Genomic DNA, 25738 nt, shown 5'->3' on the forward strand with positions numbered 1-25738 from the left:
TCGGGGCCGCTTTGCGGCCCATTCGCAGCACAAGGCTGCTCCTACAGGGGTCGCGTGAAGCCCTGCGTGATTCCTGTAGGAGCAGCCTTGTGCTGCGATGGGCTGCAAAGCAGCCCCGGCTATCTCAAGCCTGCCAGATCCCTTTCCCCACCAACTTCTCTCGATCATGCGGCAAGCCAAAGTCCTGCAACGGCCCCTTAGGCACGATCCCGGTCGGGTTGATGGTCTTGTGGCTCATGTAATAGTGCTTCTGGATATGCTCCATATCCACCGTCCCCGCCACCCCTGGCCACTGGTACAGCTCACGCAGCCAGTTCGACAGGTTGTGATAGTCACTCAGGCGGCGCAGGTTGCACTTGAAGTGCCCGTGGTACACCGCATCGAAGCGCACCAGCGTGGTAAACAGGCGTACATCGGCCTCGGTCAGGTACTCACCGGCCAGGTAGCGGTTACGGCTCAGCACGTCTTCCAGATGATCCAGCTCGTTGAACACGTCGTCGAAGGCTGCCTCGTAGGCGTCTTGCGTGGTGGCAAAGCCTGCGCGGTACACGCCATTGTTCACCGCCGGGTAAATGCGCTCGTTCAATGCCTCGATGGTCGGCCGCAGTGGCTCGGGGTAGAGGTCCAGCATATTGCCGGTCAGCTCGTTGAACGCGCTGTTGAAGATACGGATGATCTCCGACGACTCGTTGTTGACGATGCGTTTCTCTTGCTTGTCCCACAACACGGGCACGGTGACGCGGCCGGTGTAATGCGGGTCATCCTGGGTATAGCGCTGGTGCAGGTACTGCAGGCCGTCAAGGTGGTCACCGCTGGACCCTTGCTGCTGGTCGAAGGTCCAGCCATTGTCTTGCATCAACCAGCTGACCACCGACACATCGATCAGTGGCTCAAGGCCTTTCAGGGCACGCAAGATCAGGGTGCGGTGGGCCCATGGGCAGGCCAGCGAGACGTAAAGGTGGTAACGGCCAGCCTCCGGGGCGGGCAGCTGATTGCGGCGCTGAGCGTTTTCGCGTTTGAACGTACCGTCCTTGCCGTTTTCATACCACTGGTCGTGCCAGCGGCCGTCGATCAAAAGGCCCATGGTGAGCTCCTGAAACAAAGTTGTTTGTCGTTGGAGCCCAGTCTAGGCCAAATCGTTCGAACAAATAGCGCAAATATCGGGGTGCTATTATCGGCTAAATCGATCTATTCCGCGTATCCCAGTAGCCCTGCGCTGTCGTGAATGCCTGTTCGCGGTCTTGCCCCAGGCCACGCAGGGCCAGGGCCATGGTCGCGATCAGGGCCTTTTCGCCATAACTGTCTTCCACTTCACCGCGCCAGAACGCGCACAGGTGCTCGGCCTGCAGGCTGCCCGGTTTGACATGGCGGCGCTCGCTCAGTGCTGGCCACTCTTCGTCCCACGCTTCGCCCGCCGTGGTGCCGTAGAGGTGGCTGATGACATCGGGGTTGACCTCGATCTCGCCGCCATCGCCCTTGATCACCACAGCATGGTCGCCCAGCAGGCGGCTGGCCTCACGGTGCACGGCCTGGTAACCAGGGTGGAAAATGCTTTGCAGGCCACAGCGTGCGCCCAGCGGGTTAAGTACCCGGGCCAGCGAATGAATGGGCGAGCGCAGGCCCAAGGTGTTGCGCAGGTCGATCATGCGCTGCAACTGCGGCGCCCAGTCGTGCAGCGGGAAGAACGCCAATTGGTGCTGGTCGAGGGCGTTGCCGACGGCGGCCCAGTCGCGGCATAGCGGGATTTGCAGCAGGTCGAGCAGTTGCTCGCTGTACATGCGCCCGGCAGTGTGTGCGCCGCCGCCGTGCATCAGGATGCGCACGCCATTGCCGGCCAGGCACTTGGCCGCCAGCAGGTACCAGGGCAGGTGGCGCTTCTTGCCGGCGTAGGTGGGCCAGTCCAGGTCCACCGCAATGCTCGGTGCCTGCAGGTGGGCGCGCAGGGCCTCGGTGAAGCCGGCCAGCTCTTCGGCGCTTTCTTCCTTGTGGCGCAGCAGCATGAGGAAGGCCCCCAGCTGGGTGTCTTCGACCTTGCCTTCCAGCAGCAGGGTCATCGCCGCGCGGGCTTCTTCGCGGGTCAGGCCGCGCGCGCCGCGCTTGCCTTTGCCAAGAATGCGCACGAATTCAGCGAACGGGTGTTCGGCGGGGGTCTCCAGGGTAAGGGGACGAACTTCATTCAAGAGGGGCTGGGTCATATGCAGTTGGTCGGCTTGGGCAGGCCCGCCAGCTTGGCGGCAAGTTTGGCGGGGGTGCCATTGAACAGGCGGTTCAGGTGCGGGCTGTTGCCCTTTTCCGGGCCCAGCTTCAGGGCCGCGTACTTGATCAGCGGGCGCGTGGCCGGGGACAGCTGGTATTCCTGGTAGAACTGGCGCAGCAGTTCGAGGATTTCCCAATGGTCCGCCGTCAATGGGATACCCTCGCGCTCGGCCAAAGCCTCGGCGGCGGCGCGGGACCAGTCTTGCAGGTCGACCAAAAAACCGTCCTTGTCCAGGGCGATCGCCTGATCGCCAACGTTGAGCGTACTCATAGCCAGCTGTTGACCTTGTCGTAATGCAGCGACAGTTCGACGAACCCGGCGTAGTCCACGGCCTTGGCCAAGTCGTTGTCGACCGCGCGGGCTTGCACATCCTCGTCCAGGGCGAACAGGCGCTGGGCCAGGCCGGCAGCTTGCAGCTGGCGGTGCGGCTCGCTGCCGCTGCGCAGGGCATACACCGCATCGCCGCATAGCAGCAACGCGTCGTCGGTGCCGAGCAGGCGCAGGCAGCTGGCCAGGCGCTCGTCGCCAAACGGGGAGTGGGCAATTACATGCAGGGTTGTCATCAGAGCGTTACCACCTGGTCGAAACGGGCGATCAGCGCGGCAAGGGCCGCGTCATCCAGCACTTGCACCGGCAGCGCCAGGGCATCGACTGCCAGGCCGCGGCGGGTGAGGCTGTGGCTGCAGGCGAACAGCTCCTCGACACCGAACATCGGCAGCGCCTGCAGGTTGGCGGCCAGGTTCTTCTGTTGCACGGCGGTGGGTTGCTGGCCGGGAGCGAGCTGGAACACCCCGTCGTCGAGAAACAGCATGCCCAGCGGCAGGTCGAAGGCCCCGCCGGCCAGGGCGATGTCCAGCGCTTCGCGGGCTGATGGGCCATTCCAGGGGGCCTGACGGCTGATGATCAACAAGGATTTGGCCATTTCAGTCGCCTCCAAAGCAGACAAGGCGGTCGGCAACCTGCGCCGCTTCATGCAGCTGGCCAAGCCCCGACAGTTCCCAAGGTTTGGGCAGGTTCACCGCCGGGCGTTGGTAACGGTTGGCTTCGGCCTCGTCGAGCACGCCACGGCGCAGGGCGGCGGCGATGCACACCACGGCGTCCAGCTGGTGAGTCTCGATAAAGGCACGCCATTGGCTGGCCACATCCAGTTCGTCCTGGGGCGCGACCACGTTGGCCGAGGCACTGTGCACCCCGTCCTGATAAAAGAACAGCCGGGCAATCTCATGCCCGCCGGCCAGCACCGCCTCGGCGTAGCGCAAGGCGCGCCGCGAGGAGGGCGCATGGGCCGGGGAGAACACCGCGATAGCGAATTTCATGGCTAACTCATGCAAAGGAATGCCGCCATGATAAAGCAAAAAAGCCCGCGCCCGCTTGTGCAAGCGGCGCGGGCTTTCTATGTATCCGTGTGCCCTACGCGCCCCTGTGGGAGCGGCCTTGTGTCGCGATGGGCTGCAAAGCAGCCCCATGGCCCTGTCAGAAGGACACAAGACTCAAGCCTGCTCCTTGCTCTCCGGCAAGAACCAGTTCAGCACCAGCGCACAGATCCCCCCGGTAGCCACACCCGACTCCAGCACATTGCGAATCGCCGCCGGCATATGCGCCAGGAACTCCGGCACCTGCGCCACGCCCAGGCCCAGCGCCAACGACACGGCAATGATCAGCAGCGCACGGCGGTCCAGCCGGGTGCTGGCCAGAATATTGATCCCCGAAGCCGCAACCGCCCCGAACATCACCATGGCCGCACCACCCAGCACCGGCTCCGGCACGGCCTGGATCACCCCGGCAACGCTCGGGAACAGCCCCAGCAGCACCAGCATCACGGCAATCCACATACCAATGTGACGGCTGGCAATGCCGGTCAGCTGAATCACCCCGTTGTTCTGGGCAAAGATCGAGCTAGGGAAGGTATTGAACACACCGGCCAGCAGCGAGTTGGCACCGTTGACCAGCACGCCACCCTTGATCCGCTGCATCCATACCGGCCCTTCGACCGGCTGGCGCGACACCTTGCTGGTGGCGGTAACGTCACCGATGGCTTCCAGCGAGGTCACCAGGTAAATCACCAGCATCGGAATGAACAGCGCCCAAGAGAAGCCCAGGCCGAAGTGCAGCGGGGTCGGCACCTGGAACAACGCGGCTTCGTGCATGCCGGTAAAGTCCAGGCGGCCCATGTAGCCGGCCAGTGCATAGCCAACCGCCAGGGCAATGACGATGGCGCAGCTGCGCATCCACACCACGGGTACGCGGTTGAGGATCACGATGATCGCCAGCACCACGCCCGACAGCAGCAGGTTATCGCCGTTGGCAAAGGTGCCATTGGCCATGGCGCCGAAGCCACCGCCCATGCTGATCAGGCCGACCTTGATCAAGGTGAGGCCGATCATCAGCACCACGATACCGGTCACCAGCGGAGTGATCAGGCGTTTGACGAACGGCAGGATGCGCGACACGCCCATCTCCACGAACGAGCCCGCGATCACCACGCCGAAGATGGCTGCCATCACACCCTCTACCGGCGTGCCTTGCTTCACCATCAGCGCGCCGCCCGCGATCAGCGGGCCGACGAAGTTGAAGCTGGTGCCCTGCACAATCAGCAGCCCGGCGCCGAATGGCCCAAAGCGCTTGCACTGCACGAAGGTGGCGATACCCGAGATCACCAGCGACATGGAAACGATCAGGTTGGTATCGCGCGCAGAAACGCCCAGCGCCTGGCAGATCAGCAGGCCAGGGGTAACGATCGGCACGATGATCGCCAGCAGGTGCTGCAGGGCAGCCAGCAGGCCGATCAGCAGCCGTGGCTTGTCCTCCAGGCCAAGCACCAGTTCATTGGCAGGCGCCGCTGCGCCTGGGCTGTGTTCGTGTGAGCTCATTGCTGAAAGCCGCCCCGGAAGAAAAAAGGAGCGCATTCTACGGGGTGAAGAGGGATTGCGGTAGAGAAAAGCATGATGGCAGCATGATCGGCGAGCATTCGCCTGATTATCTGACTTTTTAGTCAGTTATTTGATGCTGACTTATCAGGGAAAACAAAGTCCCGGCCTACACCGTTGCCTTTTGGAATTTGCGCAATACCTGTGGGAGCGGGCAAGCCCGCGAAGAATCCACCGCGGTGCGAGGCAATGGCTAAACTGGCGTTCGCGACCAGGCGCCCCCAATTTCCCGCGCCCACAAAAAAGCCCGCCGAAGCGGGCTTTCTCACACAGCAATCAATCAGTCATCGCGACCCATGATGCCAAACAGCTGCAGCAGGCTGACAAACAGGTTGTAGATCGACACATACAGGCTGATGGTCGCCATGATGTAGTTACGCTCGCCACCATGAATGATCGCGCTGGTCTGGAACAGGATGCAGACCGACGAGAACAGCACGAAGCCAGCGCTGATCGCCAGTTGCAGGCCGCTGATCTGGAAGAAGAAGCTGGCAACGACAGCGCCCAGCAACACGAAGAAGCCCGCAGTGATGAAGCCACTGAGGAAGCTCATGTCCTTGCGGGTGATCAGCACATAGGCCGACAGACCACCAAACACCAGCGCAGTCATGGCAAACGCCGAGCTGACCACTTCAGCGCCACCGGCCATGCCCAGGTAACGGTTGAGGATCGGGCCGAGAATGAAGCCCATGAAGCCGGTGAGGGCGAAGGTGGACACCAGACCCCAAGCCGAATCACGCAGCTTGTTGGTCAGGAAGAACAACCCGTAGAAGCCGATCAGCACCACGAACACGTTCGGGTAGCCGACGCGCATCTGCTGGGCAACGAATGCCATGACACCGCTGAAGGCGAGGGTAAGCGCCAGCAGGCTGTACGTGTTGCGCAGGACCTTGCTGATCTCCTGCTGCTCGACCTGCTGGCCGTGATGGACGGCGTAATCCTGTTCGCGCATGGCGACACTCCTTGGTAAAACCTGTGGTTTCAGACGTTCAGATGCTAGGAGTCTATCAGAGCTCCTGCAACCCGCGACACAGAGAGTTTGACAGCGTGTTTCATTACGGTATTATGGCGGCCGCAAAACGAGCTGGAAGCGTGGCCGAGTGGTTTAAGGCAACGGTCTTGAAAACCGTCGATGGGCAACTATCCTAGAGTTCGAATCTCTACGCTTCCGCCATATTCAAAGCCCTGATTATTCAGGGCTTTTTGCGTTTTTGGGGCCTGTAAAACGGGCTTCTGGAGCGGGTCAATTCAAAGGAGTGAGTGAATGTCCATTGTGCCTTTTGCACGTCTGGTTGCAGCGCTTGGCGTTGCCGTGAGCCTTACAGCCATTGCCGAAGACAGGGTGCCTGAACCCAACGAAGCGAATTGCTCGGGTGAAACCTATGAGCAAATCCTGGCGAGCCTCTCCAAGGAGTGGGACCGCAATGAGTTCATCGCCAACTGCAAAAGCTTCCATGCTGCCAAAAAGATGACCAAGTGGAAGTTCGAAAAGAGCCCACCTGACAGCTTCTGAGCACAGCCAAAGCCCCGGCAGTAATGCTGGGGCTTTTGGCATTGGGTTGGAGCAGTAGGCGCTTCTCGAGCCTACGTCGGAGGCTTTTGTACCCCGACTAGCTGGCCAGGCAAATCAGCGCATCATGCCCAGCTCGGCATCATCCATCAGTGCCTTGGCCAACGCACTCAAGTAATGCGCCGCCCAGATCATCATCGGTTTCTCTTCCATCAACCCAATAATCGTCAGCTCCCGCACGTACCCCATCAACTCCGAAGATTGCTCCCGGGCGCTTTTGCAGGAAATACCGGCTTCGATGCGAAACAGTGGGTGGGTCTGGTTTTCACCCTGGTAGAACGTGGTCTTGCCTACTGTGGTTTGTTCGTTCGACTCGTCAGTAGTCATCGGTCCATCTCCCTGATCGGCTCAGTGCTGTATTCGCAGCTCGTGCGGCGTCTGTGCCTGAATCAATGCGGACTCAAGCAACGAGCGCAGGGACTCAAGTTCATGGGTCGTCGCCATCATCAACACCGCTGCAGGTGACTTGGGCTGCATCAGCATCGCTTGTTGCGAAATCGCTAGCGCGCAGACGGGATATTCCGCGGCTTGGATGAGAGTGTCTTCGAGGGAGTGGAGCGTGTGGGGTGGGTCGGGGACCATCTTTAACATTCCTATATCTCCAGATAGGCTGCGCCGATCCCGCTGTCAAACAGGTTAGGTGGCAGCTGTGCGTGGGTTGACAGACCGGCGGATATAGGAAGTTCCGGCGCACGCAAGCGTGCCCCACGCGCAGCCGCCATTGAGGGCGCCGCAGAACCTATATACCGTTACGGCCCGTCAAAGCCGTGCCGCTGATGAGCAGCGACCGGCCCAGACTAGAGCCCCAATAGGGCACCCGCAACGGAAAATAGGCGGCAACAGTATCTTTGGGAAATGCCCTACAAGAAAGCGAAAAATTCTGATTTTTCGACACAGATAGACATCATCTTGGGTGGGGATAGCAAGAAATCGTGCATTGTTCTATGGGCGCGCGGCCAAGGCTGTGATAATGGCCGCAATGACAAGGGCCATGCCATGCTGACCATCTCCAATAACGTGCATCTGCCGGATGCCGAAATCGAACTCACCTACATCCGCGCGCAAGGCGCGGGTGGGCAGAATGTCAACAAGGTGTCCAGCGCCGTGCACCTGCGCTTCGACATCCCGGCCTCTTCATTGCCCGAGTTCTACAAGGAGCGGCTGCTGGCGCTGCGTGACAGTCGCATCACCGGCGACGGTGTGTTGATCATCAAGGCCCAGCAATACCGCACTCAAGATCAGAACCGTGCTGACGCACTGGCGCGTCTTGCCGAGTTGATCATCGCTGCCGGCAAGACCGAGAAGAAACGCCGCCCCACCAAGCCGACCCTTGGCTCGAAGACCCGCCGGCTTGAGGGCAAAGCCAGGCGGAGCACTGTCAAGGCCGGTCGGGGCAAGGTGGATTTCTAGGGCTGATGTTGGACCGTCGCTGGCGAGTCTGAGCATCTGGTGATGCCAGCGTGGCTAGTCCTGCCGCAAAGCGGCCCCCGGATTTTGGGGTTACATCAACTGTTGCTGGGGGCTGCTTTGCAGCCCTTTCGCGACACAAGGCCGCTCCCACAAATGGGGCAGTGCAGGCCGGCGCAATGGCAGTTCCCACAGTAGCCATGCAACATCGGCAAGCGGGCGCTTGCCCGCCGGTTCCGCCGATCACTTGATCAGCGGCACACCGCTCAGCTTCTGCAACTCGTCAAAGTCGATATCCGCGCAGATTTCTACCACTTTCAGCCCTTCAGGCGTCACTTCCAGTACGGCCAGGTCGGTGTAGATGCGGCTCACGCACGCAATGCCGGTCAGCGGGTAGGTGCACTCGGGCACCAGCTTGCTTTCGCCGGTCTTGGTCAGGTGGTCCATCATCACGAACACTTGGCGAGCGCCGGTGGCGAGGTCCATCGCGCCGCCTACGGCCGGGATCGAACCTTCGGCACCGGTGTGCCAGTTGGCCAGGTCGCCCTTGACCGACACCTGGAAGGCGCCCAGTACTGCGATGTCCAGGTGGCCGCCACGCATCATCGAGAACGAGTCGGCGTGGTGGAAGAAGGCGCCACCGGTAAGCAGGGTGACGTGCTGTTTGCCGGCGTTGATCAGGTCATCGTCTTCCTCGCCCGGCGCAGGGCTTGGGCCCATGCCCAGCAGGCCGTTCTCGCTGTGCAGGAACACTTCCTTGTCGCCCAGGTAGTTGGCCACCAGGGTCGGTGCGCCAATGCCCAGGTTTACGTACGCGCCTTCCTGGATGTCTGCGGCCACGCGCTGGGCCATCTCGGTGCGGGAGAGCTTTTTGGTGATGGTCATGGCGGGCCTCAGATAGCTTTGGCAATCGAAGAAGCGGCAGCGCCGGAAACGGCAACCACGCGCTGGACGAAGATACCCGGGGTGATGATGTGTTCCGGGTCCAGTTCACCGAGTTCGACAACCTGGTCGACCTGGGCGATGGCGGTCTTGGCAGCCATGGCCATGATCGGGCCGAAGTTGCGCGCGGCCTTGCGGTAGGTCAGGTTGCCCCAACGGTCACCCTTGTGCGCCTTAATCAGCGCGAAGTCGGCGTGCAGCGGCATTTCCAGCACGTACATGCGGCCGTCGATTTCACGGGTTTCCTTACCTTCGGCCAACAGGGTGCCGTAGCCAGTCGGCGAGAAGAACGCACCAATGCCCGAACCCGCTGCGCGGATGCGCTCGGCCAGGTTGCCTTGCGGCACCACTTCCAGCTCGATCTTGCCGGCGCGGTACAGTTCGTCGAACACGTAGGAGTCGGACTGGCGCGGGAACGAGCAGACCACCTTGCGCACACTGCCCGCCATGAGCAGGGCGGCCAGGCCGATCTCGCCGTTGCCGGCGTTGTTGCTGATAATGGTCAGGTCGCGGGCACCGGTTGCGATCAGGCCATCGATCAGCTCGGACGGCATGCCGGCTGTGCCGAAGCCACCGACCATGATGGTCGAACCGTCGGTGATCCCTTCCACCGCGCTGGCGATGGACTCGTACGTTTTATTGATCAAGGCGAGCTCCTGGTTGTTCCTGGAGTATGGTTGTCGGGCTGGCCGGCGCGTGTGAGGCGATGGGGCCAATCAGCGCTTAAATTGTTTGCTGACTTTCGCTATAGCGTGCCGCAAGATAGGGCAACAGTAGAGGGGGTTTAGCGGAATTTGTGCGATTATCGAACTGTTGTGCGATGTGCGAGCAGTTCTGGTGGTTATTCGTCACATTCCAGATAAGGGCCTGATTTCATGTGATTCGCGCCTCGTTGGTGCATTCAGGGCCTGCCATAACCTTTCTTGCACAAGTGCTGTGCATTCAATGACTTGAATTCCCCATAAATCACCGCTCCCGCCGTTGGCGTGCGACTTGCTATCAGATTGCCATCCGATGTCGCGTATGGTGAAGATAATGTCGCTTTCCAGTGGTTCCATGCAGTTGTCATCCAGCGAGAAGGGCTGGCTGCCCTGGTTCGGTAAAACCGGAAAGCTCCGAATGGGCTGGGCATGTCACCTGAACCGGGCGAATTACCCGCAGATCGAGCAAACCTTCGAAGCCATCGCCCAGACCCGCGTACGTTTGTTGCATGAATGGGCGTGCGAGCACTGGGAGCACTTGGCGGAACTTGCGGAGCAACTCGCGCAAGGGTTCGCTCAACCCGACAGCACGCTGCTGCGGGACAAGCTGGCACAGGCCGAAGACTTTTCCGAGCTGTTTGTCGTCGATGCTGCGGGCAGCATCATCGCCTCGACCTGGCCACAACGTGGTACGCCACGTATCGAGCAGACTGCAGCGCTGGCCCAAGGGCTGAAGGCGCCCTTTCTGCATGGCCCTTACAGCGACCCGCTGACCCTGCGCATTGGCCCGTCGTCTTCACGCTTCCACGACGAAGTGACGCTGATGTTCTACCAGCCGGTGAAGGCTGGCGGTAAAGTCGTTGGCTGCCTGTGCGGTCGGGTACCCAACGATGTTCTGGGCGACCTGATCCAGCGCGAGGCCGGGCATATTTTCGCCGAGTCGGGCGACAACTACCTGTTCATGGCGCAGTCGCGTTTCGACCCGGCCATCCAGCCTGGCACAGCCCTGTCTCGCTCGCGCTTCGAGGACGGCACTTTTACCCACGGCGAAAATCTCAAAAGTGGTGTGCACACGCCCTGGACCACCGTGCAGGTCCAGCGCCATACCGAGCTGGAACTGCGCTTCACCGACCCCTCCACACGCGAACTGCACCCGGGGGTAAGGGAAACCATCAGACGTGGTGCCAACCTGTTCGTGACTTACCCGGGCTACTCGGACTACCGCCACGTGCCGGTGGTCGGCAAGGGCGTAACGTTCCAGTTACCGGGTTCGCCCGACCGCTGGGGCATGATGTGCGAGGCGGACCTGGAAGAGGTCTACCGACGCCGCTCGCTGAGCTATGGCTTGATGAAGCCCTACGTGGCGACCATGGCCGGGTTATTCGGTTGCAACTACCTGGTGCAGCACCATGCCGGCCTGCCGCAAGGGCTGAATGACGTGATTCTGGCCGTGAGCATGCTCGGCGCCACGCTGGTGTTCGGCGTGTTCGGGCCCAAGCGCCTGGCAGCCAGGTTGAATGGCATGAGCAGCGTGCTGCGCACCATCGCCGAGGGTGAAGGCAACCTGCGTCAGCGCCTGGACACCAGCGCCCTGGGCAACGATGAGAGCGGCGACATGGCGCGGTGGATCAACAGCTTCATCGACCGCCTGGACGCGGTGGTGGGGCAGGTGGTGAAGGCCAGTCGCACGGTCGGCAGCACCAACCAGATGATGCTCGGGCGCAGCCAGGAGGCGAGTGTGAGCTCTGCCGATGTGGCGGACGCCGTGCACCAGATGATGATCATCATGGAGGAGCAGCTCGGCGAACTGCAGCAGGCCTCGGTCAGTGCCGAGCAGATGAAGCAGGCCATGGACGAGGTGGTCAGCCGTGCCCGCGAGCAGTTTCTGGCGGTGCAGGCAGGCACCCAGTCGATTCGCGATGTGGTGGCGCGTTCGTCCTCCAGCGTGCAGCGGCTCGACAGCCGCATGGTCGAGATCGACAACATCACCGGGTTGATCAGCGACATCACCAACCAGACCAACCTGCTGGCGCTCAATGCTGCCATCGAGGCGGCGCGTGCTGGCGAGCATGGCCGCGGTTTTGCGGTGGTGGCCGACGAGGTGCGCAGCCTGGCCGCGCGAACCGCGCGCGCCGCCGAAGACATTCGCCACATGGTCGAGAGCCTTCAGGGCGAAACCCGCCAGGCCGTCAGCTTCATGGAACAGGGCGTACAGGACGTCGACAACAGCCTGCGCCTTGCCGAAGATGCCTCGTCCGAGAACGTTCAACTGCACCAGGCCGTGGAGGGCATGTTCGCGATCATCCAGCAGCTCAACCGGCGTAGCGTGGAATACGGCAAGACCATCGACCAGGTCAACCAGTCCTCCAGCGAGATGCGCCAGACGGCGGTGGTGCTGCAGAGCAGCGCGCAGAAGGTGCGGGTGGATGCTGGCAAGTTGCAGAAGCTGGTGGGGCAGTTCGAGGTGAGTGGCGAGGAGAAGGGGGCAGCTGCAGCTTGAGCAAAGCACCGCATCTGCGAAAGGGTTCGTGCATGCATACAAGGTATGCCTTGCCCTCTGGCATTGCATCATGCACTGCCGCTTCAGGCATCATGTACCCAGCCCCATCCACAAAAGCTGAACCCGCAGATGCCTGACTCCATCAAACCCAACCGTGCCATCTATGACCTGGACATGCTCCGCACCGTGGTCATGGTGGCCGACTGCGGCAGTTTCACCACCGCTGCCGCGCGCCTGCACTCCACCCAGTCCACGGTCAGCCAGAAGGTGCGCCGGCTGGAGGAAATGGTTGGCCAGCAGTTGCTCGACCGCAGCAACCGCGAGGTACACCCGACCGATGCGGGGGAAACCCTGCTGGGGTATGCGCGGCACCTGCTGGCAGTGAGCAGTCAACTGACCGAGGCCATGTCGGGCGGGGTGACAGTGACTGTACGCATCGGCCTGCCGGACGATTTTGTCGCGGGCAAGACGATGCAGGCGCTGGCGGCGTTCAACCGGCGTAATCCGACAGTGAAGCTGGAGATTACCGGTGGGTTGAGCCGCGATTTGATGAGTACCTACGACCGAGGCGAGCTGGACTTGGTGTTGATCAAGCAACGGCGCCATAGCCGCGAGGCGAATGCCTGCCAGCCAGAGCGCATCGAGTGGATCGACAGTGCGCAGTACCCGTGTTTTGCCCAAGACCCCATTCCGCTGGTGACCTTTCCGCCGCGGGGATTGTACCGGGATGACATGATCGGAGCGGTCGAGGCAATGGGACGCAGTTGGCGGATCGCTTTTACCAGTTCGAGCCTGGCGGGGATTCAGGAGGCGGTGGCTAACGGGTTGGGGGTTAGCCTGTTGCCGTCGCGGGTGGTGACGGGTGGGCATCGAGTGCTTGGGGCGGAGCAGGGGTTCAAGCCCATCAAGGTGTTTGAGGCGGCGATTTTTCATCGGCCTACGGCGGACCCTATGGTCATGGCGCTGGCTGAAATTCTGATCGGGATATTGCGGGCTGAGGAGGAATGAGCCTGCGCAGCCCATTGGCTGCGCCTTCGCTCAGCGTACAAAGCTCGAAACCGTGCCGCGTACCCTGTGGGAGCGGGTTTACCCGCGAAGAAGACAACGCGGTGTATGGCACCGGCGCTGCCGGTGTTCGCGGGTGAACCCGCTCCCACAGGGGCCGCGCAGGGCTGGGGTCTGTACTTTGCCTGCGATTAACGGCGCAGTTCGGTAGCAAACTGCACTGCCTTCAACTGCAACTGCGCAGGCCCGCCCCAGAACGCGCCGTGGCGCACGATCACCCGTTCATGAATGGCAGCCGCCACCGCCGCAGCGGCATTGGGTGCCTTGAACAGCACGAAGCTGGCCTCGTTACCAACTTTCAAACCATAGTCCTGTTTGCCCATCACCCCGGCACTGGCTTCTGTCGCCATTTCCAGCGCAACCCGCAGCTCGTCATCGGTATTGAAGCCCGAGCGATAGCTGACCAGCATCGCCCGCTGCAGCATGTCGCCATTGCCGTAGGGCCACCAGGCGTCCTGGATGTTGTCGTTGCCGGTAAATACCCGCACGCCGCCGTTACGCAGGCGCAGCACGGGTGGGAACGCATGTTCGCCGGGGGCGTTGGTCATGATGGAAATGCCGGCGCCCGCCAGTACTTCGGCCGTGCGGTCGACCACAGCATCGGATACGTCGCCCAGGCCATAGGCGTGGCTGACCGCCACCAGGCCTTGCATGCCCAGTGCCTGGGTGCGTGCCGCAATGCGCTCGAGCTGGGCGATGCAGATATCGCCCGGCTCGTGCAGGTGAATGTCGACCTTCACGCCATGCCGTTCGGCGATGCCGAAGACAATGTCCAGCTGGGCGTCGGCGTCGCCATCCAGTGTGGTGGGGTCGATGCCGCCGACCACCTGCACGCCTTCGCGGATGGCCGCTTCCATCACTTCAGCCGTGCCGGGGCAGCTCACCACGCCTGCCTGGGGGAAGGCCACCAGCTCGATGTCGAGCAGGTCTTTCCACTTGTCCCGGGCTTCGAGCATGGCGTGCAGATTGGTCAGGCCGGTGGTGGCGTCCACGTCCACGTGGCAGCGCATCGCCAGGGTGCCGAACGAGGCGGCTTGGCGCATCAGCGCATCGGCGCGCTCGACGATGGGTGGGGCACTGGCCAGTTCGCGTTTTTCCACGGCCAGGCGCTCGCGCAGGCTGGCGACCGGTTGGTGCGGTCGCCAGCGGTCGCCGACAAAGCTCTTGTCCAGGTGGATGTGGCCATCGACAAAGCCTGGCAGCACCAGCAGGCCTTCGAGGTCGATGGTTTCACGGGCTGGGGTGCTGGCGCGTTGCGGGCCGATGTGGCTGATGCGCCCGTTGGTTACGGCAATGTGCAGAGGCATGCCATCGGCGTCGATGGCGTTGATGAACTCACGGTCGTTCATGATCGGGCCTTTTCTACTGAGGCTTGGGTGACGTACCACGGTAGGGGGGATGCCGATAGGTCTCCAATTAATTATCAGGATCGGGTTCAGTGCATTTATGGATGCAGCCCAGGGCAGTCTGGCCTGCATTAAAAAGCCCACTGATATCGATGCCGATAATTAACTTTCAAAGCCTTCCATCTCGGCCCACGATTGCCCATGAGACCCGCCCAGCCGCCAGCTACGGCGCCTTTCAGGGCAGGTCGCCACACACAATAAAAACAAATGCCGTGTCGGGGTCCCCATGACGCAAGATTCCAAGCTGCTGCGTGCCGCGCTGATTTTCATCGCCTGTACTTCCTTCATCGTCTGTGGCGTACAACCCATCTTCATGGGGTTGGTCACGGAGCAACTGAGCCTGTCACTCGATCAGCAGGGCTGGGTGGTGTCGGTCGAGATGATCGGCATGACCCTGGGTACCTTGCTTTGCCCGGTGCTGATGAAGCGCCACGGCGGGCGCAGCCTGTGCCTGATCGTGGGCGCACTGTGCGTGGCCTTGAGCATCGCGACCGCCTTTGCCACCACCAACACCCTGCTACTGATCGTGCGCCTGGCGGCCGGCACCTGTGCGGGACTGGTGTATGCCTATGCGGTGTCCACGCTGGGCCGCTTGCCCAACCAGGACCGTTCGTTCGGGTTGATGCTGTTGCTGCAAACCCCAGAGTACTCGCTGTTTTCCGCAGCGTTGCCGCTGCTGGCCGCGCAGAGTGGCACGGTGACCGCCTTGTGCGCGTTTGGCCTGTGGTACTTGCTGATCTGCGGCGCCAGCCTGGCGCTGCCGCGTCGCCCGGCGGCGTTGCTGGCCAGTGGCGAAGCCTCGCCTGCCCAGGGTGGTTCGGCGCGCACGGGGCGCACTGCGTTGGTGGGCATGCTCTTCATGCAGATCGCCATCTACTGCGTATGGGGCTTCATTGACCAGTTGGCGCGAGACCAGGGCATCAGCGGCGTCGATATCGGCTGGGCGTTCGGCCTGTCGGCCCTCGGTGGTTTGCCGGGGGCGGGGCTGCCTAGCCTGCTGGGTGCGCGGGTCAATCGCCAATTGATGATCGCCGTAGGGCTGGTGGCGGTGTTCATTTCCATCGCCATGCTCACCGGCCATACCCGCACGCCAATGCAGCTGTTCATAGCGTTGTTGCTGATCAACTTTGGCTGGGTGCTGTCGTTGTCGTACTACATGGCGCTGATCACCACCAACGACCCGACCGGCAAGCTGACGCCTTTGGTCAGCATTACCTTGATGGGGGCTGCAGCAGTGACGCCGGCACTGATTGCCATGCTGGTGGAGGGCTCCAACCAGCAGCTGATTTTCCTGTTGGGTACCGGGGCATTGGTGATTGCCTTTGCAGTTACCTGCCTGGGCGCTGGGGCCAAGCCTGCCAGGCAAGGAAGTGTGCATGATTCGACGGTTTAGCTGTAAGCCTGCTGGAGCAGTGCGGGCAGCGTGGTGATACAGCACGTTGTCTCGCAAAGGCCCAACGTCTGTGGCAGTGTTGGTTATCTGGCCAGCCCCTCAGGGACCGACATGCAAACTCGCAAAACCGGTGTTCGTGCCCAACAGGCCGACCGCACCCGGGACAACATTCTCAAGGCTGCGGTGAAGGTCTTCAGCAAGGAAGGCTTCACCGGTGGGCGTATCGAGCAGATCTCCACGCTGGCCAAGTCCAACGACCGGATGATCTATTACTACTTCGGCAGCAAGGAAAAGCTGTTCATCAGCGTGCTGGAGCATATCTACGCCAGCTTCAACCGGGCCGAAGCCAAGCTGCGCATCGACCTAGGCGACCCGGAACAGGCCCTGCGTGAGCTGGTGGCGTTCATCTGGGACTACTACGTGCGCCACCCCGAATTCGTCACCATCCTCGCCACCGAAAACCTTCACCAGGGCCAGCACGCGCGCAAGTCGCAGAACCTTAAGGCGCTGTCCGGCGAAGCGGTCGGCGTGCTGCGGCCGATCATTGAAGCAGGCCAGGCCAAGGGCCTGTTCCGCGACGACATCGACATCACCCACGCCTACCTGATGATTGCCTCGCTCTGCTATTTCTATAATTCCAACCGCCACACCCTCAGCTCGTTTCTGGCCGTAGACCTGGCCGACAAGCAGGCCAAGGCCGACTGGCTGGTGTTTATCAGCGACCTTGCCCTGCGCGGCCTGCGCCGCTGACGCTCAGTGGCTGCCGGGGTTGGCCCGCACCTGCGCGGCCTTGGCCGCCAGGCCTTGCCAGGCCGGCTTGTCGGCAGCGAAGCGCTGGCGCAGGTAAGCTGCCAGGTCGGCGACCTGGCGGTCCGACAGGCTGTCCTTGAAGCCGGGCATGTAGCCCAGGTCACGGGTGGCCGGGGTGGCAATGCCGTGCAGCACCACGCGCAGCAGGTTGTCCGGCAGGGCGCTGTGGACGTTGCTGTTGACCGCCATCGACGGGCTGACGCCAAACAGCTTCGGCCCCAGCCCATCGCTGTGGCAGGCCATGCATGCGCCTTTGAATACCCGCTCGCCGTTGCTCAGCGACACTTGCGTGTCCACCTGGGGCGCGGCCTTGGCGGCCACTGCCTGTGGCTCGCCGTCGAGTGAACCTAGGTAGTGGGCAATGGCACGCACGTCGCTCTTTGGCAGGGTGGCCAGTTCGCTGACCACCGGGCCCATTGGGCCGGCCGCCACACCGTGCTTTTCGGAGAACCCGGTGCTCAGGTAGCTGAACAGCTCGTCTTCGCTCCACGGCGTGGATGATTTGCCCAGTGCATTCAGGGCCGGGGCTTCCCAGCCATCGACCATGCCGCCCGCCAGGTAGCTGCTGCCGCCTTTTTCCGCGCCCATCAGGTTGCGAGGCGAGTGGCAGGCGGTGCAGTGGCCCAGGCCGTCGACCAGGTAGGCGCCGCGGTTCCACTGCGCACTGCGCTGCGGGTCGGGCTGGTATTCGCCGCGTTGCAGAAACAGCGCATTCCAGCCGGCCATCAGTGGCCGCTGGTTGAACGGGAAGCGCATCTGGTTGGCGGGTGCTTCCTGGCGTACCGGAGTTTGCGACATCAGGTAGGCATACAGCGCCTGCATGTCGGCGTCGTTGATGTTGCGAAACGAGGTATAGGGAAACGCCGGGTACAGGTGCCGACCGTCGCGGCTGATGCCTTCGCGCATGGCCCGCTCGAAGGCAGCGAACGACCAGCGGCCGATGCCGGTTTCCGGGTCCGGGGTGATGTTGGTGCTGTACAACGTGCCGAATGGTGTTTCCATCGCCAGCCCGCCTGTATTGACCTTGCCGCCGCTGACCGTATGGCACACGGCGCAGTCACCGGCCGCCGCCACCTGGCGCCCACGCTCGAGCATCGCGGCGCTCCAGCTGCCAGGGCCTGGCGGGGTGACCGGGGCGATTTCAGCGCGCCAGGGCAGGGCTGTGGCGAGTACGCCCAATGCAGCGCCGAATACCCCGGCCAGCGAGCCGAACCACCACTTCGAACGCTTGGTGGTCGGCTGCGCTGGCGCGGGCGCTTCAGGGCCCTGACCTTGGCCATCGAGGGCGGCACGCACCCGTTCCGCCGTGATCGGCAGCTCGCGAAAACGAATGCCGGTCGCGTCGAAAATGGCATTGGCGATGGCTGCCGCGCTCGGTACCGAGGCCGACTCGCCGCTGCCCATCGGCGCTTCGTGCTGACGCGGCAGCATCATCACGTCGATGGCCGGCAGCTCGGGGAAGGTCAGGATCGGGTAGCCGCCCCATTCCTTGCTGGCCACGGTCGACTCTTCGAAGCTGACCTGTTCCTTGAGCACCCGGCTGGTGGACTGGATGACGTTACCGTGGATCTGGTGGCGCACGCCCTCGGGGTTGACCATCATCCCGGCATCGTGGCCGATCACCACGCGGGTGACGGCCACTTCACCGGTGCGCCGGTCCACCGCGACATCGGCCACCCATGCCGCCCACGCCGCGCCAAAACCGGGGAATTTGCTGTGGATGTAGCGTGCATAGGCAAAGCCCCTGCCGCGCAGCACATCGCCTTCGGCCTGCGCCTGCATGGGCCGGGTATGCGGCTGCCATTCGGCGCGGTCGGCGGTGGCCTTGACCAGGTCGATGGCGCGCGGGTCGGACAGGTGCCTGAGGCGGTATTCGACCGGGTCAACGCCAGCGGCAAAGGCCAGCTCATCGATGTACGACTCGTGGGCGAAGCTGTTGGGCATGGCCGACACGCCACGCATCCACGAGGCACGTACCAGTGGCGTCATGTCGTTGATGGTGACGCGCATGTGTTCGTAGTCATAGGGCGGGATCGACGTGCGGTCGCCCATCTCGAACAGGGCCGGCACTGGCTCCACGGCGCCGGTCAACAGCAGGGCCAGGGTAGGTGCGCCATTGGACGGGTAGCTGGTCTGGAAGTCGTAGGCGGCCACGCTGCCGTCGGCGTTCAGGCCGCCGTCGATTTCCATCAGCTGCGCGGTGCCCTTGGGCTCCCACACATGCTCCTGCTCGCGGGTCAGCTGCACCCGCACCGGGCGCTGTACCGCGCGCGACAGCAGCACCGCATCGGCGCACACGTCATCGGCACAGTTGCGGCCGTAGCAACCGGCGGCCTCCATGCGGATGATCTCGATGCGCTCCTCTGTGCACTCCAGCAGCCAGGCGAGGTCGGCGCGCAGCAGGTGCGGGTTCTGCGTGCCAGACCACACGCGGATCGGCCCATCGGTGAAGTCGGCCAGCGCGCACGAGGGGCCGATCGATGCGTGCAGCTGGTACGGCCACAGGTAGCTGCGGCTCAGGCGCTGAGTGGCATTGGCGATGCCGCCGTCGACATCGCCCTGGTCCAGCACGGTGCGCTGTACCCGCGGGTTGTCGCGGATGGCCTGGGCGACATCGCTGAGGTCGGGCAGCTTGCCTGTGAATGGCTTCCAGCTGATTTTCAGCGCCTGGGCCGCGCGGATCGCTTGTTCTTCGCGCTCGGCCACCACGCCGACAAAGTCGCGGATGACGACCACGGCCACCACGCCGGGCAAATGGGCGATGGACGATTCATCTACTGCCAGCAGGCTGTTGCCGACGAAGTCGCCGCTGTCATGACCGGCGTAGGGCGGGCGGATCACCCGGCCGTGAAGCATGTCGGGCAGGCGCATGTCATGCACGTAGGTCAGCTCGCCGGTGGCCTTGCCGGGAATGTCTACCCGTGCAGCGCTGCGGCCGACCAGGCGGTAGTCGTCGATGGCCTTGAGCGGGGCATCGTCGGCAATGTGCAGCTGGTGGTTTTCGCCCTGTACCAGTTCGGCAAAACGCAGCGTGCTGCCATCGCTGGCGATGACCGCGCCGTCTTCGATGCGTAGCACTTCGGGCGTGCAGCCAAGGCGATGCGCGGCCTGCTGCAACAGGTGGCGCCGCGCGGTGGCGGCTGCCTTGCGCAGGGGCACGGCGGAAATCTGCAGGGTGGCGCTGGCGATGGTCGCGCCCTGGTTGGGTGCCCGCTCGGTGTCGCCCAGCACCATGTGCACCTGGTCCATGCGCAGGTCCAGCTCTTCGGCGACGATTTGCGCCAGCGAGGTGCGAATGCCGGTGCCCAGGTCGACGTGGCCGTTGAAGGCGTAGACCATGCCGTCGTCGCTGACAGCGATGAACAGCGCCAGCTCGCGCGCCTTGACCACAGGCGTCACACCCTTGGCCACGGGGCCCGAGGGTGGGGTGATCTGGTCGACGATCAGCAACACGCCAGTCTTGGCCAGCAGCTGGTCGCGGCTGGGCACCTGTTGTGAGTGGTTCATGCTTTTCTCCGGGTCTCGGCGGCGCGGCGCACGGCGCGCAGGATTTCGACGTGAGTGCCGCAGCGGCACAGGTTGCCGGACAGTTCCTGGCGAATCTGTTCGTCGCTGGGGTCGGGGATGCGGTCGAGCAGGGCCTTGGTGGTCATGATCATGCCGTTCATGCAGTAGCCGCACTGTGCTGCCTGTTCGTCGATGAACGCCTGTTGCACCGGGTGTGGCGCGGCCTTGCTGCCCAGCCCTTCGAGGGTGGTGATATCGCGGCCCGCAGCGCCGGCCAGGGGGATGACGCACGAGCGTGCGGCCACGCCGTCGATGATCACCGTGCACGCCCCGCATTCCCCCAGGCCGCAGCCGTATTTGGGCCCGTTCAGGCACAGGTCGTTGCGCAGGATCAGCAGCAGCGGGGTGTCGGGCATGGCACTGACTTCGACAGGCTGGCCGTTGACCCGCAGGGAGATGGTTGTTTGCATTGTTGGCTCATCTCTGGAGGTTGCTTGCGCTACCAAAGGACTCACATGACGCGAGAGTTTCGGTAAGTACTCACTACATGAAATGAGTGAGCAAGAAGCAGGCCAGAGATGGTTTGCCGGGCACCTCAGCTTGTCAGCCGGGGTTTTCGTCGCTGTCGATCATCTTGCGCAGCAGGTACAAAATGGCCACGCGTTCGCCGGCATTCAGGCTGCCCATGCTCAATTCGCTGATCTGCCGGGCGCAGGGGATCATTGCGTCGAGCAATGCCGCGCCGCTGTCGGTGAGTTCGACAATGACCTTGCGCCGGTCGCCCGGGTCTGGTGACAGCTGCACCAGCTCGCGCGCCTTCAGGCGCTCGACGATGCCGCGGATGGTTGCCTGGTCCACCGCGGTGGCCTTGATCAGTTCGGCCTGGGAGCTGGGGCCGTGGTCGCGCAGGGCACACAGGGTAACGAACTGGATCGAGGTAAGCTGCGGGTCGCAGGCCTGCTGCTGGAAGATTGCCGTGTGCCGCTGGTAAGCCTTGCGCAGCAGGTGGCCGACTTGTTCGGTGACGTCATAGGGTGTGGTGTCTAGCGGGGCGCTGCTGGGGGTGGTTTTCTTTGGCATGGGATGGCTTGGGCTGGGTGGAAAGGTGCTGGCCGGCCGCCAATAGCGGAGCGCCCGGCCAGTATAACCACTATCGCGCCCGTGATTCTTCTGGTGCGACCACGTCGCCGGCCAGCACCACGGCCTTGTCATCCAGGTAGATATCGCAGTTGCGCAGCGGGATGTCCAGGTGGCAGGGGGTCTTGCGCTTGCCGCCGACCTCGGTGTTCGGGCCGGTGGAGAACAGGAAGTTGCCGTAGAACGCGCGGGCGTCCATGCACATGCCGTCGTTGCGGTCGTGCAAGCCCATGGCCGTCCACTGCGCGCGCGGTTGCAGGCCCCAGCCGATGTGTGAGATGCCGTACACCTCGGGGTCGTTGAAGTACTTCATGTAGTCGCGCAGGTACTCGGCCTCGAAGCCGCCGTGGATGCCGGTGATAAAGCCTTTTTCAATCTCCAGGGTGATGCGCTCGCGGCAGTAGTTCTTGAACGGCAGGATGATGTCGCCCACATCCAGCACCAGCGTGCCCTCGGCACTGTCCTCGTTCGGCCAGGTGAACAGGAAACCGCTGGGCCAGTGGTCCCAGCGCCCTGGTTCGTCGGCATAGCCGTATTCGGTCACGGCCGGGTACTGGCCAAGCGGGGCGTGGAAGTCGCTGCCGGCCTTGGACCGCACATGCATGCTGCGCGCCTGTTTCAGCAAGGTTTCGGCGGCCAGCACCCGGCGTTTGTCGTCTTCGCTCGGCAGCATGCGCGCCAGCACTTCGGGTGGCTCCACCGCCAGCAGGATGCGCGTGCCGGTCTTGAGGATCTGCTCCTGCTCGGGCGAGTGCAGCAGCATCATGGTATCGACGACCAGGTCGGCCGCTTCCAGCGCCCGCTGCGCTGCCAGGTTGCCGGTCAGTGCGGTGTCGCCGCAGTAGGCAGTCATGTCGTTACCCATGGCGGTCGGGTGGTTGAACGCTGGCAGCTCTACCGCATACACCTTCGCCTTCAGGCGCTGCGCGGCCTCCATCGCGGCGTTGACCGTGCGCGGGTCGGAGTAGTGGCTCTTGAGTACGGCCACGCTCTGCGTCTCGTCCACGCGGGACAGCTTCAGTACGTGCTCGAACATCTGGGTCAGTTGTGCATTGCTCACCGGCATCGGGGTTCTCCTGGGTGGCGTTGACAGGGGTGCACCATGGCAGTGCCTGGCGCTTCGTCTCGGTGCAAAATAATAGTGTATACACCCTACTTTGGCAGATGAAAGCGCATCCGCACGGCAAGCGCAAGTTATCTGTCAAACGTTACCTATTCACACATTAGCCAATGTTTGCGGTAACATATAGGCGGTATTGGCTTTCGATCAGGCGTTTGAAAAATATTTTTCCGTGCCTCTATCCAAAGTTCATTTACAGCGTATACGCTCTAAATCGTCAGGCGGTCGAACCGCTGGCCATATATCAGAACAAGAGGAGAGATACCCATGCGTGGTAGGCAGAAAATCGCAATCGTCGGTGCGGGTCTGGGTGGGGCGGCCGCCGCCACGTTGCTGCAGCAGGCCGGGTTCGATGTCGAGGTGTTCGAGCAGGCGCCGGAGTTCACCCGCCTGGGGGCGGGCATCCATATTGGCCCTAACGTGATGAAGATCTTCCGCCGCATGGGGCTGGAGCAGAAGCTGGAACTGATGGGCTCGCACCCGGACTTCTGGTTCAGTCGCGATGGCAGTAGCGGTGACTACCTGGCGCGTATCCCGCTGGGCGAGTTTGCCCGCCGCGAGTATGGCGCGGCCTATATCACCATCCACCGTGGCGACCTGCACGCCCTGCAGATCGAGGCGATCAAGCCGGGTACCGTGCACTTTGGCAAGCGCCTGCAAAAGATCGTCGACGAAGGCGAACAGGTGCGCCTGGACTTTGCCGACGGCACCCACACCGTGGCCGACATCGTCATCGGTGCCGACGGCATCCATTCCAGGATTCGTGAAGAACTGCTGGGCGCTGAAGCGCCGATCTACAGCGGTTGGGTCGCCCACCGTGCGCTGATCCGCGGGGTAAACCTGGCGCAGCATGCCGATGTGTTCGAGCCCTGCGTCAAGTGGTGGTCCGAAGACCGCCACATGATGGTCTACTACACCACCGGCAAGCGCGACGAGTACTACTTCGTCACCGGCGTACCTCACGCGGCCTGGGACTTCCAGGGGGCTTACGTCGACAGCAGCCAGGAGGAAATGCGCGCTGCCTTCGAGGGCTACCACCCCACCGTGCAGAAGCTGATCGACGCCACCGAGTCGATCACCAAATGGCCGTTGCGCAACCGCAACCCGCTGCCGCTGTGGAGCCGTGGCCGCCTGGTGCTGCTGGGTGATGCCTGCCACCCGATGAAGCCACACATGGCCCAGGGCGCGTGCATGGCCATCGAGGATGCAGCCATGCTGACCCGCTGCCTGCAAGAAACCGGGCTGTCCGACCACCGCACCGCGTTCGCCCTGTACGAGGCCAATCGCAAGGAGCGGGCATCCCGGGTGCAGGCGGTATCCAACGCCAACACCTTCCTCTACAGCCAGGAGGACCCGGCCTGGGTCTACGGCTATGACCTGTACGGCCAGGCGCTGAAAAGCGGGGAGGCGGCATGAGCACCTTCGTCGCCGGCGGCAACGTCTGCGCCAATGGCATCCGCCAGCATTACCTGCGCTATGGCGGCAAGGGCCATGCGCTGATCCTGGTGCCAGGCATCACCAGCCCGGCGATCACCTGGGGTTTCGTCGCCGAGCGCCTTGGGTTGTACTTCGACACCTACGTGCTGGATGTGCGCGGCCGCGGCTTGTCTTCAAGCGGCCCCGAACTGGACTACGGCACCGACGCCTGTGCTGCGGACATTCCGGCCTTTGCCGCAGCGCTGGGCCTGCACAGCTACCACTTGGTCGGGCACTCGATGGGCGCGCGCTTTGCCATTCGCGCGGCTGCCCAGGGAGCACCGGGGCTGCAGCGGCTGGTGCTGGTCGACCCGCCGGTGTCCGGGCCAGGCCGCCGTGCCTACCCGAGCAAGCTGCCGTGGTATGTGGATTCGATCCGCCAGGCCACGGTGGGCATGAGCGGCGACGACATGCGCGCATTCTGCGCCACCTGGAGCGACGAGCAGCTGGCGCTGCGGGCCGAATGGCTGCACACCTGTTACGAGCCGGCGATCGTGCGGGCGTTTGATGATTTTCACAACGTGGATATCCACCAATACCTGCCCGCGGTGCGCCAGCCGGCATTGCTGATGGTGGCCGGGCAAGGTGGGGTAATCGAGCCCCGTGACATCGCTGAAATACGCGAACTCAAGCCGGATATCCAGGTCGCGCATGTCGACAACGCCGGCCACATGATCCCATGGGACGACCTGGACGGCTTCTTCGCCGCCTTTGGCGACTTCCTCGACCAACCCCTTGTCTGACGGAGCACGAGACATGACCAAGCTATACCGCATCGGCCAGATCGTGCCGAGCTCGAACACCACGATGGAAACCGAAATCCCGGCAATGCTCAACGCGCGCCAGGCGATCCGTCCCGAGCGCTTCACCTTCCATTCCAGCCGCATGCGCATGAAGCAGGTGAAGAAGGAAGAGTTGGCCGCCATGGACGCCGAGTCCGACCGCTGCGCAATGGAGCTGTCCGACGCCAAGGTGGATGTGCTGGGCTACGCCTGCCTGGTGGCGATCATGGCCATGGGCCTGGGCTATCACCGGCAATCGGAAAAGCGCTTGCAGCAGGCCACCGCCGACAACGACGCGCTGGCACCGGTAATCACCAGCGCCGGGGCGTTAGTCGAGGCCTTGCATGTGATGAAGGCCAAGCGCATTGCCATCGTCGCGCCGTACATGAAGCCTTTGACCGAGCTGGTGGTGAACTACATCCGCGAGGAAGGCTTTGAGGTGCAGGACTGGCGCGCGCTGGAAATCCCCGACAACCTCGCCGTGGCCCGCCATGACCCGGCCAACCTGCCAGGCATCGTCGCCGGCATGAACCTTGAGGGGGTCGATGTGGTGGTGCTCTCGGCCTGCGTGCAGATGCAATCGCTGCCGGCCGTGGCCAAGGTTGAGGCGCAAACCGGCAAGCCGGTGGTGACCGCTGCCATCGCCACCACGTACGCCATGCTCAAGGCGCTGGACCTGGAGCCGGTCGTGCCGGGTGCCGGTGCCCTGCTGTCGGGCGCCTACTGAAATCGGGAGAT

Annotated in this window: 26 protein-coding genes and 1 tRNA gene; 10 read left to right on the top strand and 17 right to left on the bottom strand. The window is 63.0% G+C overall.

Going from position 1 to position 25738, the window contains the following annotated elements:
* Positions 1-124: 124 nt before the first annotated feature.
* The 8 genes from PP4_RS08925 to PP4_RS08960 all read right to left on the bottom strand — a co-directional run bounded on the left by PP4_RS08925 (position 125) and on the right by PP4_RS08960 (position 6136).
* A complete protein-coding gene (locus PP4_RS08925; RefSeq protein WP_016498863.1) occupies positions 125-1084 on the bottom strand; it encodes a glutathione S-transferase family protein in 960 nt (319 codons plus the stop codon).
* 94 nt (positions 1085-1178) lie between these two features.
* Positions 1179-2180 (bottom strand): glycosyl transferase family protein, encoded by a 1002-nt coding sequence (locus PP4_RS08930; protein WP_041167993.1) that lies wholly within the window; start codon positions 2178-2180, stop codon positions 1179-1181.
* An 11-nt stretch (positions 2181-2191) separates the two neighbouring features.
* Positions 2192-2527, bottom strand: coding sequence for a TusE/DsrC/DsvC family sulfur relay protein (locus PP4_RS08935; protein ID WP_016498865.1), 336 nt, complete (start codon positions 2525-2527; stop codon positions 2192-2194).
* The gene (tusB, locus tag PP4_RS08940; protein WP_016498866.1) at positions 2524-2820 is read right to left on the bottom strand and encodes a sulfurtransferase complex subunit TusB; all 297 of its coding nucleotides are present in this window, start codon (positions 2818-2820) and stop codon (positions 2524-2526) included. The genes PP4_RS08935 and tusB overlap by 4 nt, the downstream gene beginning before the upstream one ends.
* Positions 2820-3179, bottom strand: a complete 360-nt coding sequence (gene tusC, locus PP4_RS08945; RefSeq protein ID WP_016498867.1) for a sulfurtransferase complex subunit TusC — start codon at positions 3177-3179, stop codon at positions 2820-2822. Before tusC ends, tusB begins: the two co-directional genes overlap by 1 nt.
* A 1-nt stretch (position 3180) precedes the next feature.
* Positions 3181-3573 (bottom strand): sulfurtransferase complex subunit TusD, encoded by a 393-nt coding sequence (gene tusD, locus PP4_RS08950; RefSeq protein ID WP_016498868.1) that lies wholly within the window; start codon positions 3571-3573, stop codon positions 3181-3183.
* Positions 3574-3747: 174 nt separating this feature from the next.
* On the bottom strand, positions 3748-5127 hold the full coding sequence (locus PP4_RS08955; RefSeq protein ID WP_016498869.1) for a nucleobase:cation symporter-2 family protein: 1380 nt from the start codon (positions 5125-5127) through the stop codon (positions 3748-3750).
* 337 nt (positions 5128-5464) lie between these two features.
* Complete coding sequence (locus PP4_RS08960) at positions 5465-6136, bottom strand: Bax inhibitor-1/YccA family protein (RefSeq protein ID WP_003251184.1); 672 nt, start codon at positions 6134-6136, stop codon at positions 5465-5467.
* 134 nt (positions 6137-6270) lie between these two features.
* On the opposite strand from PP4_RS08960, the gene PP4_RS08965 reads away from it, so the two are divergent.
* Both PP4_RS08965 and trbK read left to right on the top strand, forming a co-directional pair.
* Positions 6271-6358 (top strand) — tRNA-Ser (locus PP4_RS08965).
* Positions 6359-6448: 90 nt separating this feature from the next.
* Positions 6449-6697: an entry exclusion lipoprotein TrbK gene (gene trbK / locus PP4_RS08970; protein WP_016498870.1), complete on the top strand. Its 249-nt coding sequence runs from the start codon at positions 6449-6451 to the stop codon at positions 6695-6697.
* A gap of 114 nt (positions 6698-6811) precedes the next feature.
* On the opposite strand, the gene PP4_RS08975 is transcribed toward trbK, so the two are convergent.
* Together PP4_RS08975 and PP4_RS08980 are read right to left on the bottom strand one after the other, a co-directional pair.
* Positions 6812-7081: a DUF3077 domain-containing protein gene (locus PP4_RS08975; RefSeq protein WP_016498871.1), complete on the bottom strand. Its 270-nt coding sequence runs from the start codon at positions 7079-7081 to the stop codon at positions 6812-6814.
* A 21-nt stretch (positions 7082-7102) separates the two neighbouring features.
* Positions 7103-7345 carry a hypothetical protein gene (locus tag PP4_RS08980; RefSeq protein ID WP_016498872.1) on the bottom strand — a complete coding sequence of 81 codons (243 nt, stop codon included), beginning with the start codon at positions 7343-7345 and terminating at the stop codon, positions 7103-7105.
* Between the two features lie 405 nt (positions 7346-7750).
* Between PP4_RS08980 and arfB the strand changes: the two genes are divergently transcribed.
* The gene (gene arfB, locus PP4_RS08985) at positions 7751-8164 is read left to right on the top strand and encodes an alternative ribosome rescue aminoacyl-tRNA hydrolase ArfB (protein ID WP_016498873.1); all 414 of its coding nucleotides are present in this window, start codon (positions 7751-7753) and stop codon (positions 8162-8164) included.
* A gap of 240 nt (positions 8165-8404) precedes the next feature.
* Here arfB and PP4_RS08990 read toward each other — a convergent pair whose 3' ends face one another.
* Positions 8405-9046, bottom strand: coding sequence for a 3-oxoacid CoA-transferase subunit B (locus tag PP4_RS08990; RefSeq protein ID WP_003251131.1), 642 nt, complete (start codon positions 9044-9046; stop codon positions 8405-8407).
* An 8-nt stretch (positions 9047-9054) separates the two neighbouring features.
* Entirely contained in the window at positions 9055-9750 is a 696-nt protein-coding gene (locus PP4_RS08995; RefSeq protein ID WP_016498874.1) for a 3-oxoacid CoA-transferase subunit A, read from the bottom strand.
* A 1903-nt stretch (positions 9751-11653) separates the two neighbouring features.
* On the opposite strand from PP4_RS08995, the gene PP4_RS29820 reads away from it, so the two are divergent.
* Both PP4_RS29820 and PP4_RS09005 read left to right on the top strand, forming a co-directional pair.
* Positions 11654-12304, top strand: a complete 651-nt coding sequence (locus tag PP4_RS29820; protein WP_371321161.1) for a methyl-accepting chemotaxis protein — start codon at positions 11654-11656, stop codon at positions 12302-12304.
* 129 nt (positions 12305-12433) lie between these two features.
* Entirely contained in the window at positions 12434-13312 is an 879-nt protein-coding gene (locus PP4_RS09005; protein ID WP_016498876.1) for a LysR substrate-binding domain-containing protein, read from the top strand.
* A 188-nt stretch (positions 13313-13500) separates the two neighbouring features.
* On the opposite strand, the gene PP4_RS09010 is transcribed toward PP4_RS09005, so the two are convergent.
* On the bottom strand, positions 13501-14718 hold the full coding sequence (locus tag PP4_RS09010) for an amidohydrolase family protein (RefSeq protein ID WP_016498877.1): 1218 nt from the start codon (positions 14716-14718) through the stop codon (positions 13501-13503).
* Positions 14719-15001: 283 nt separating this feature from the next.
* Here PP4_RS09010 and PP4_RS09015 point away from each other — a divergent pair, with 283 nt between their 5' ends.
* Together PP4_RS09015 and PP4_RS09020 are read left to right on the top strand one after the other, a co-directional pair.
* On the top strand, positions 15002-16168 hold the full coding sequence (locus tag PP4_RS09015) for an MFS transporter (RefSeq protein WP_016498878.1): 1167 nt from the start codon (positions 15002-15004) through the stop codon (positions 16166-16168).
* A 111-nt stretch (positions 16169-16279) separates the two neighbouring features.
* Entirely contained in the window at positions 16280-16918 is a 639-nt protein-coding gene (locus PP4_RS09020) for a TetR family transcriptional regulator (protein ID WP_041167666.1), read from the top strand.
* A gap of 3 nt (positions 16919-16921) precedes the next feature.
* On the opposite strand, the gene PP4_RS09025 is transcribed toward PP4_RS09020, so the two are convergent.
* The 4 genes from PP4_RS09025 to PP4_RS09040 all read right to left on the bottom strand — a co-directional run bounded on the left by PP4_RS09025 (position 16922) and on the right by PP4_RS09040 (position 22688).
* Complete coding sequence (locus PP4_RS09025) at positions 16922-20485, bottom strand: molybdopterin cofactor-binding domain-containing protein (protein ID WP_016498880.1); 3564 nt, start codon at positions 20483-20485, stop codon at positions 16922-16924.
* Positions 20482-20955: a (2Fe-2S)-binding protein gene (locus tag PP4_RS09030; RefSeq protein WP_016498881.1), complete on the bottom strand. Its 474-nt coding sequence runs from the start codon at positions 20953-20955 to the stop codon at positions 20482-20484. Before PP4_RS09030 ends, PP4_RS09025 begins: the two co-directional genes overlap by 4 nt.
* A 133-nt stretch (positions 20956-21088) precedes the next feature.
* Entirely contained in the window at positions 21089-21565 is a 477-nt protein-coding gene (locus PP4_RS09035; RefSeq protein WP_016498882.1) for a MarR family winged helix-turn-helix transcriptional regulator, read from the bottom strand.
* 70 nt (positions 21566-21635) lie between these two features.
* A complete protein-coding gene (locus PP4_RS09040; protein WP_016498883.1) occupies positions 21636-22688 on the bottom strand; it encodes a 2,5-dihydroxypyridine 5,6-dioxygenase in 1053 nt (350 codons plus the stop codon).
* A 321-nt stretch (positions 22689-23009) separates the two neighbouring features.
* Between PP4_RS09040 and nicC the strand changes: the two genes are divergently transcribed.
* Genes nicC through PP4_RS09055 form a run of 3 tightly spaced genes read left to right on the top strand, consistent with a single transcriptional unit; the run spans position 23010 to position 25727 of the window.
* A complete protein-coding gene (gene nicC, locus PP4_RS09045; protein ID WP_016498884.1) occupies positions 23010-24158 on the top strand; it encodes a 6-hydroxynicotinate 3-monooxygenase in 1149 nt (382 codons plus the stop codon).
* A complete protein-coding gene (nicD, locus tag PP4_RS09050; protein WP_016498885.1) occupies positions 24155-24961 on the top strand; it encodes an N-formylmaleamate deformylase in 807 nt (268 codons plus the stop codon). Before nicC ends, nicD begins: the two co-directional genes overlap by 4 nt.
* A gap of 13 nt (positions 24962-24974) precedes the next feature.
* Complete coding sequence (locus PP4_RS09055; RefSeq protein WP_016498886.1) at positions 24975-25727, top strand: maleate cis-trans isomerase family protein; 753 nt, start codon at positions 24975-24977, stop codon at positions 25725-25727.
* Positions 25728-25738 lie beyond the last annotated feature (11 nt).

It is taken from the genome of Pseudomonas putida NBRC 14164, assembly GCF_000412675.1.
Classification (GTDB): Bacteria; Pseudomonadota; Gammaproteobacteria; order Pseudomonadales; family Pseudomonadaceae; genus Aquipseudomonas; species Aquipseudomonas putida.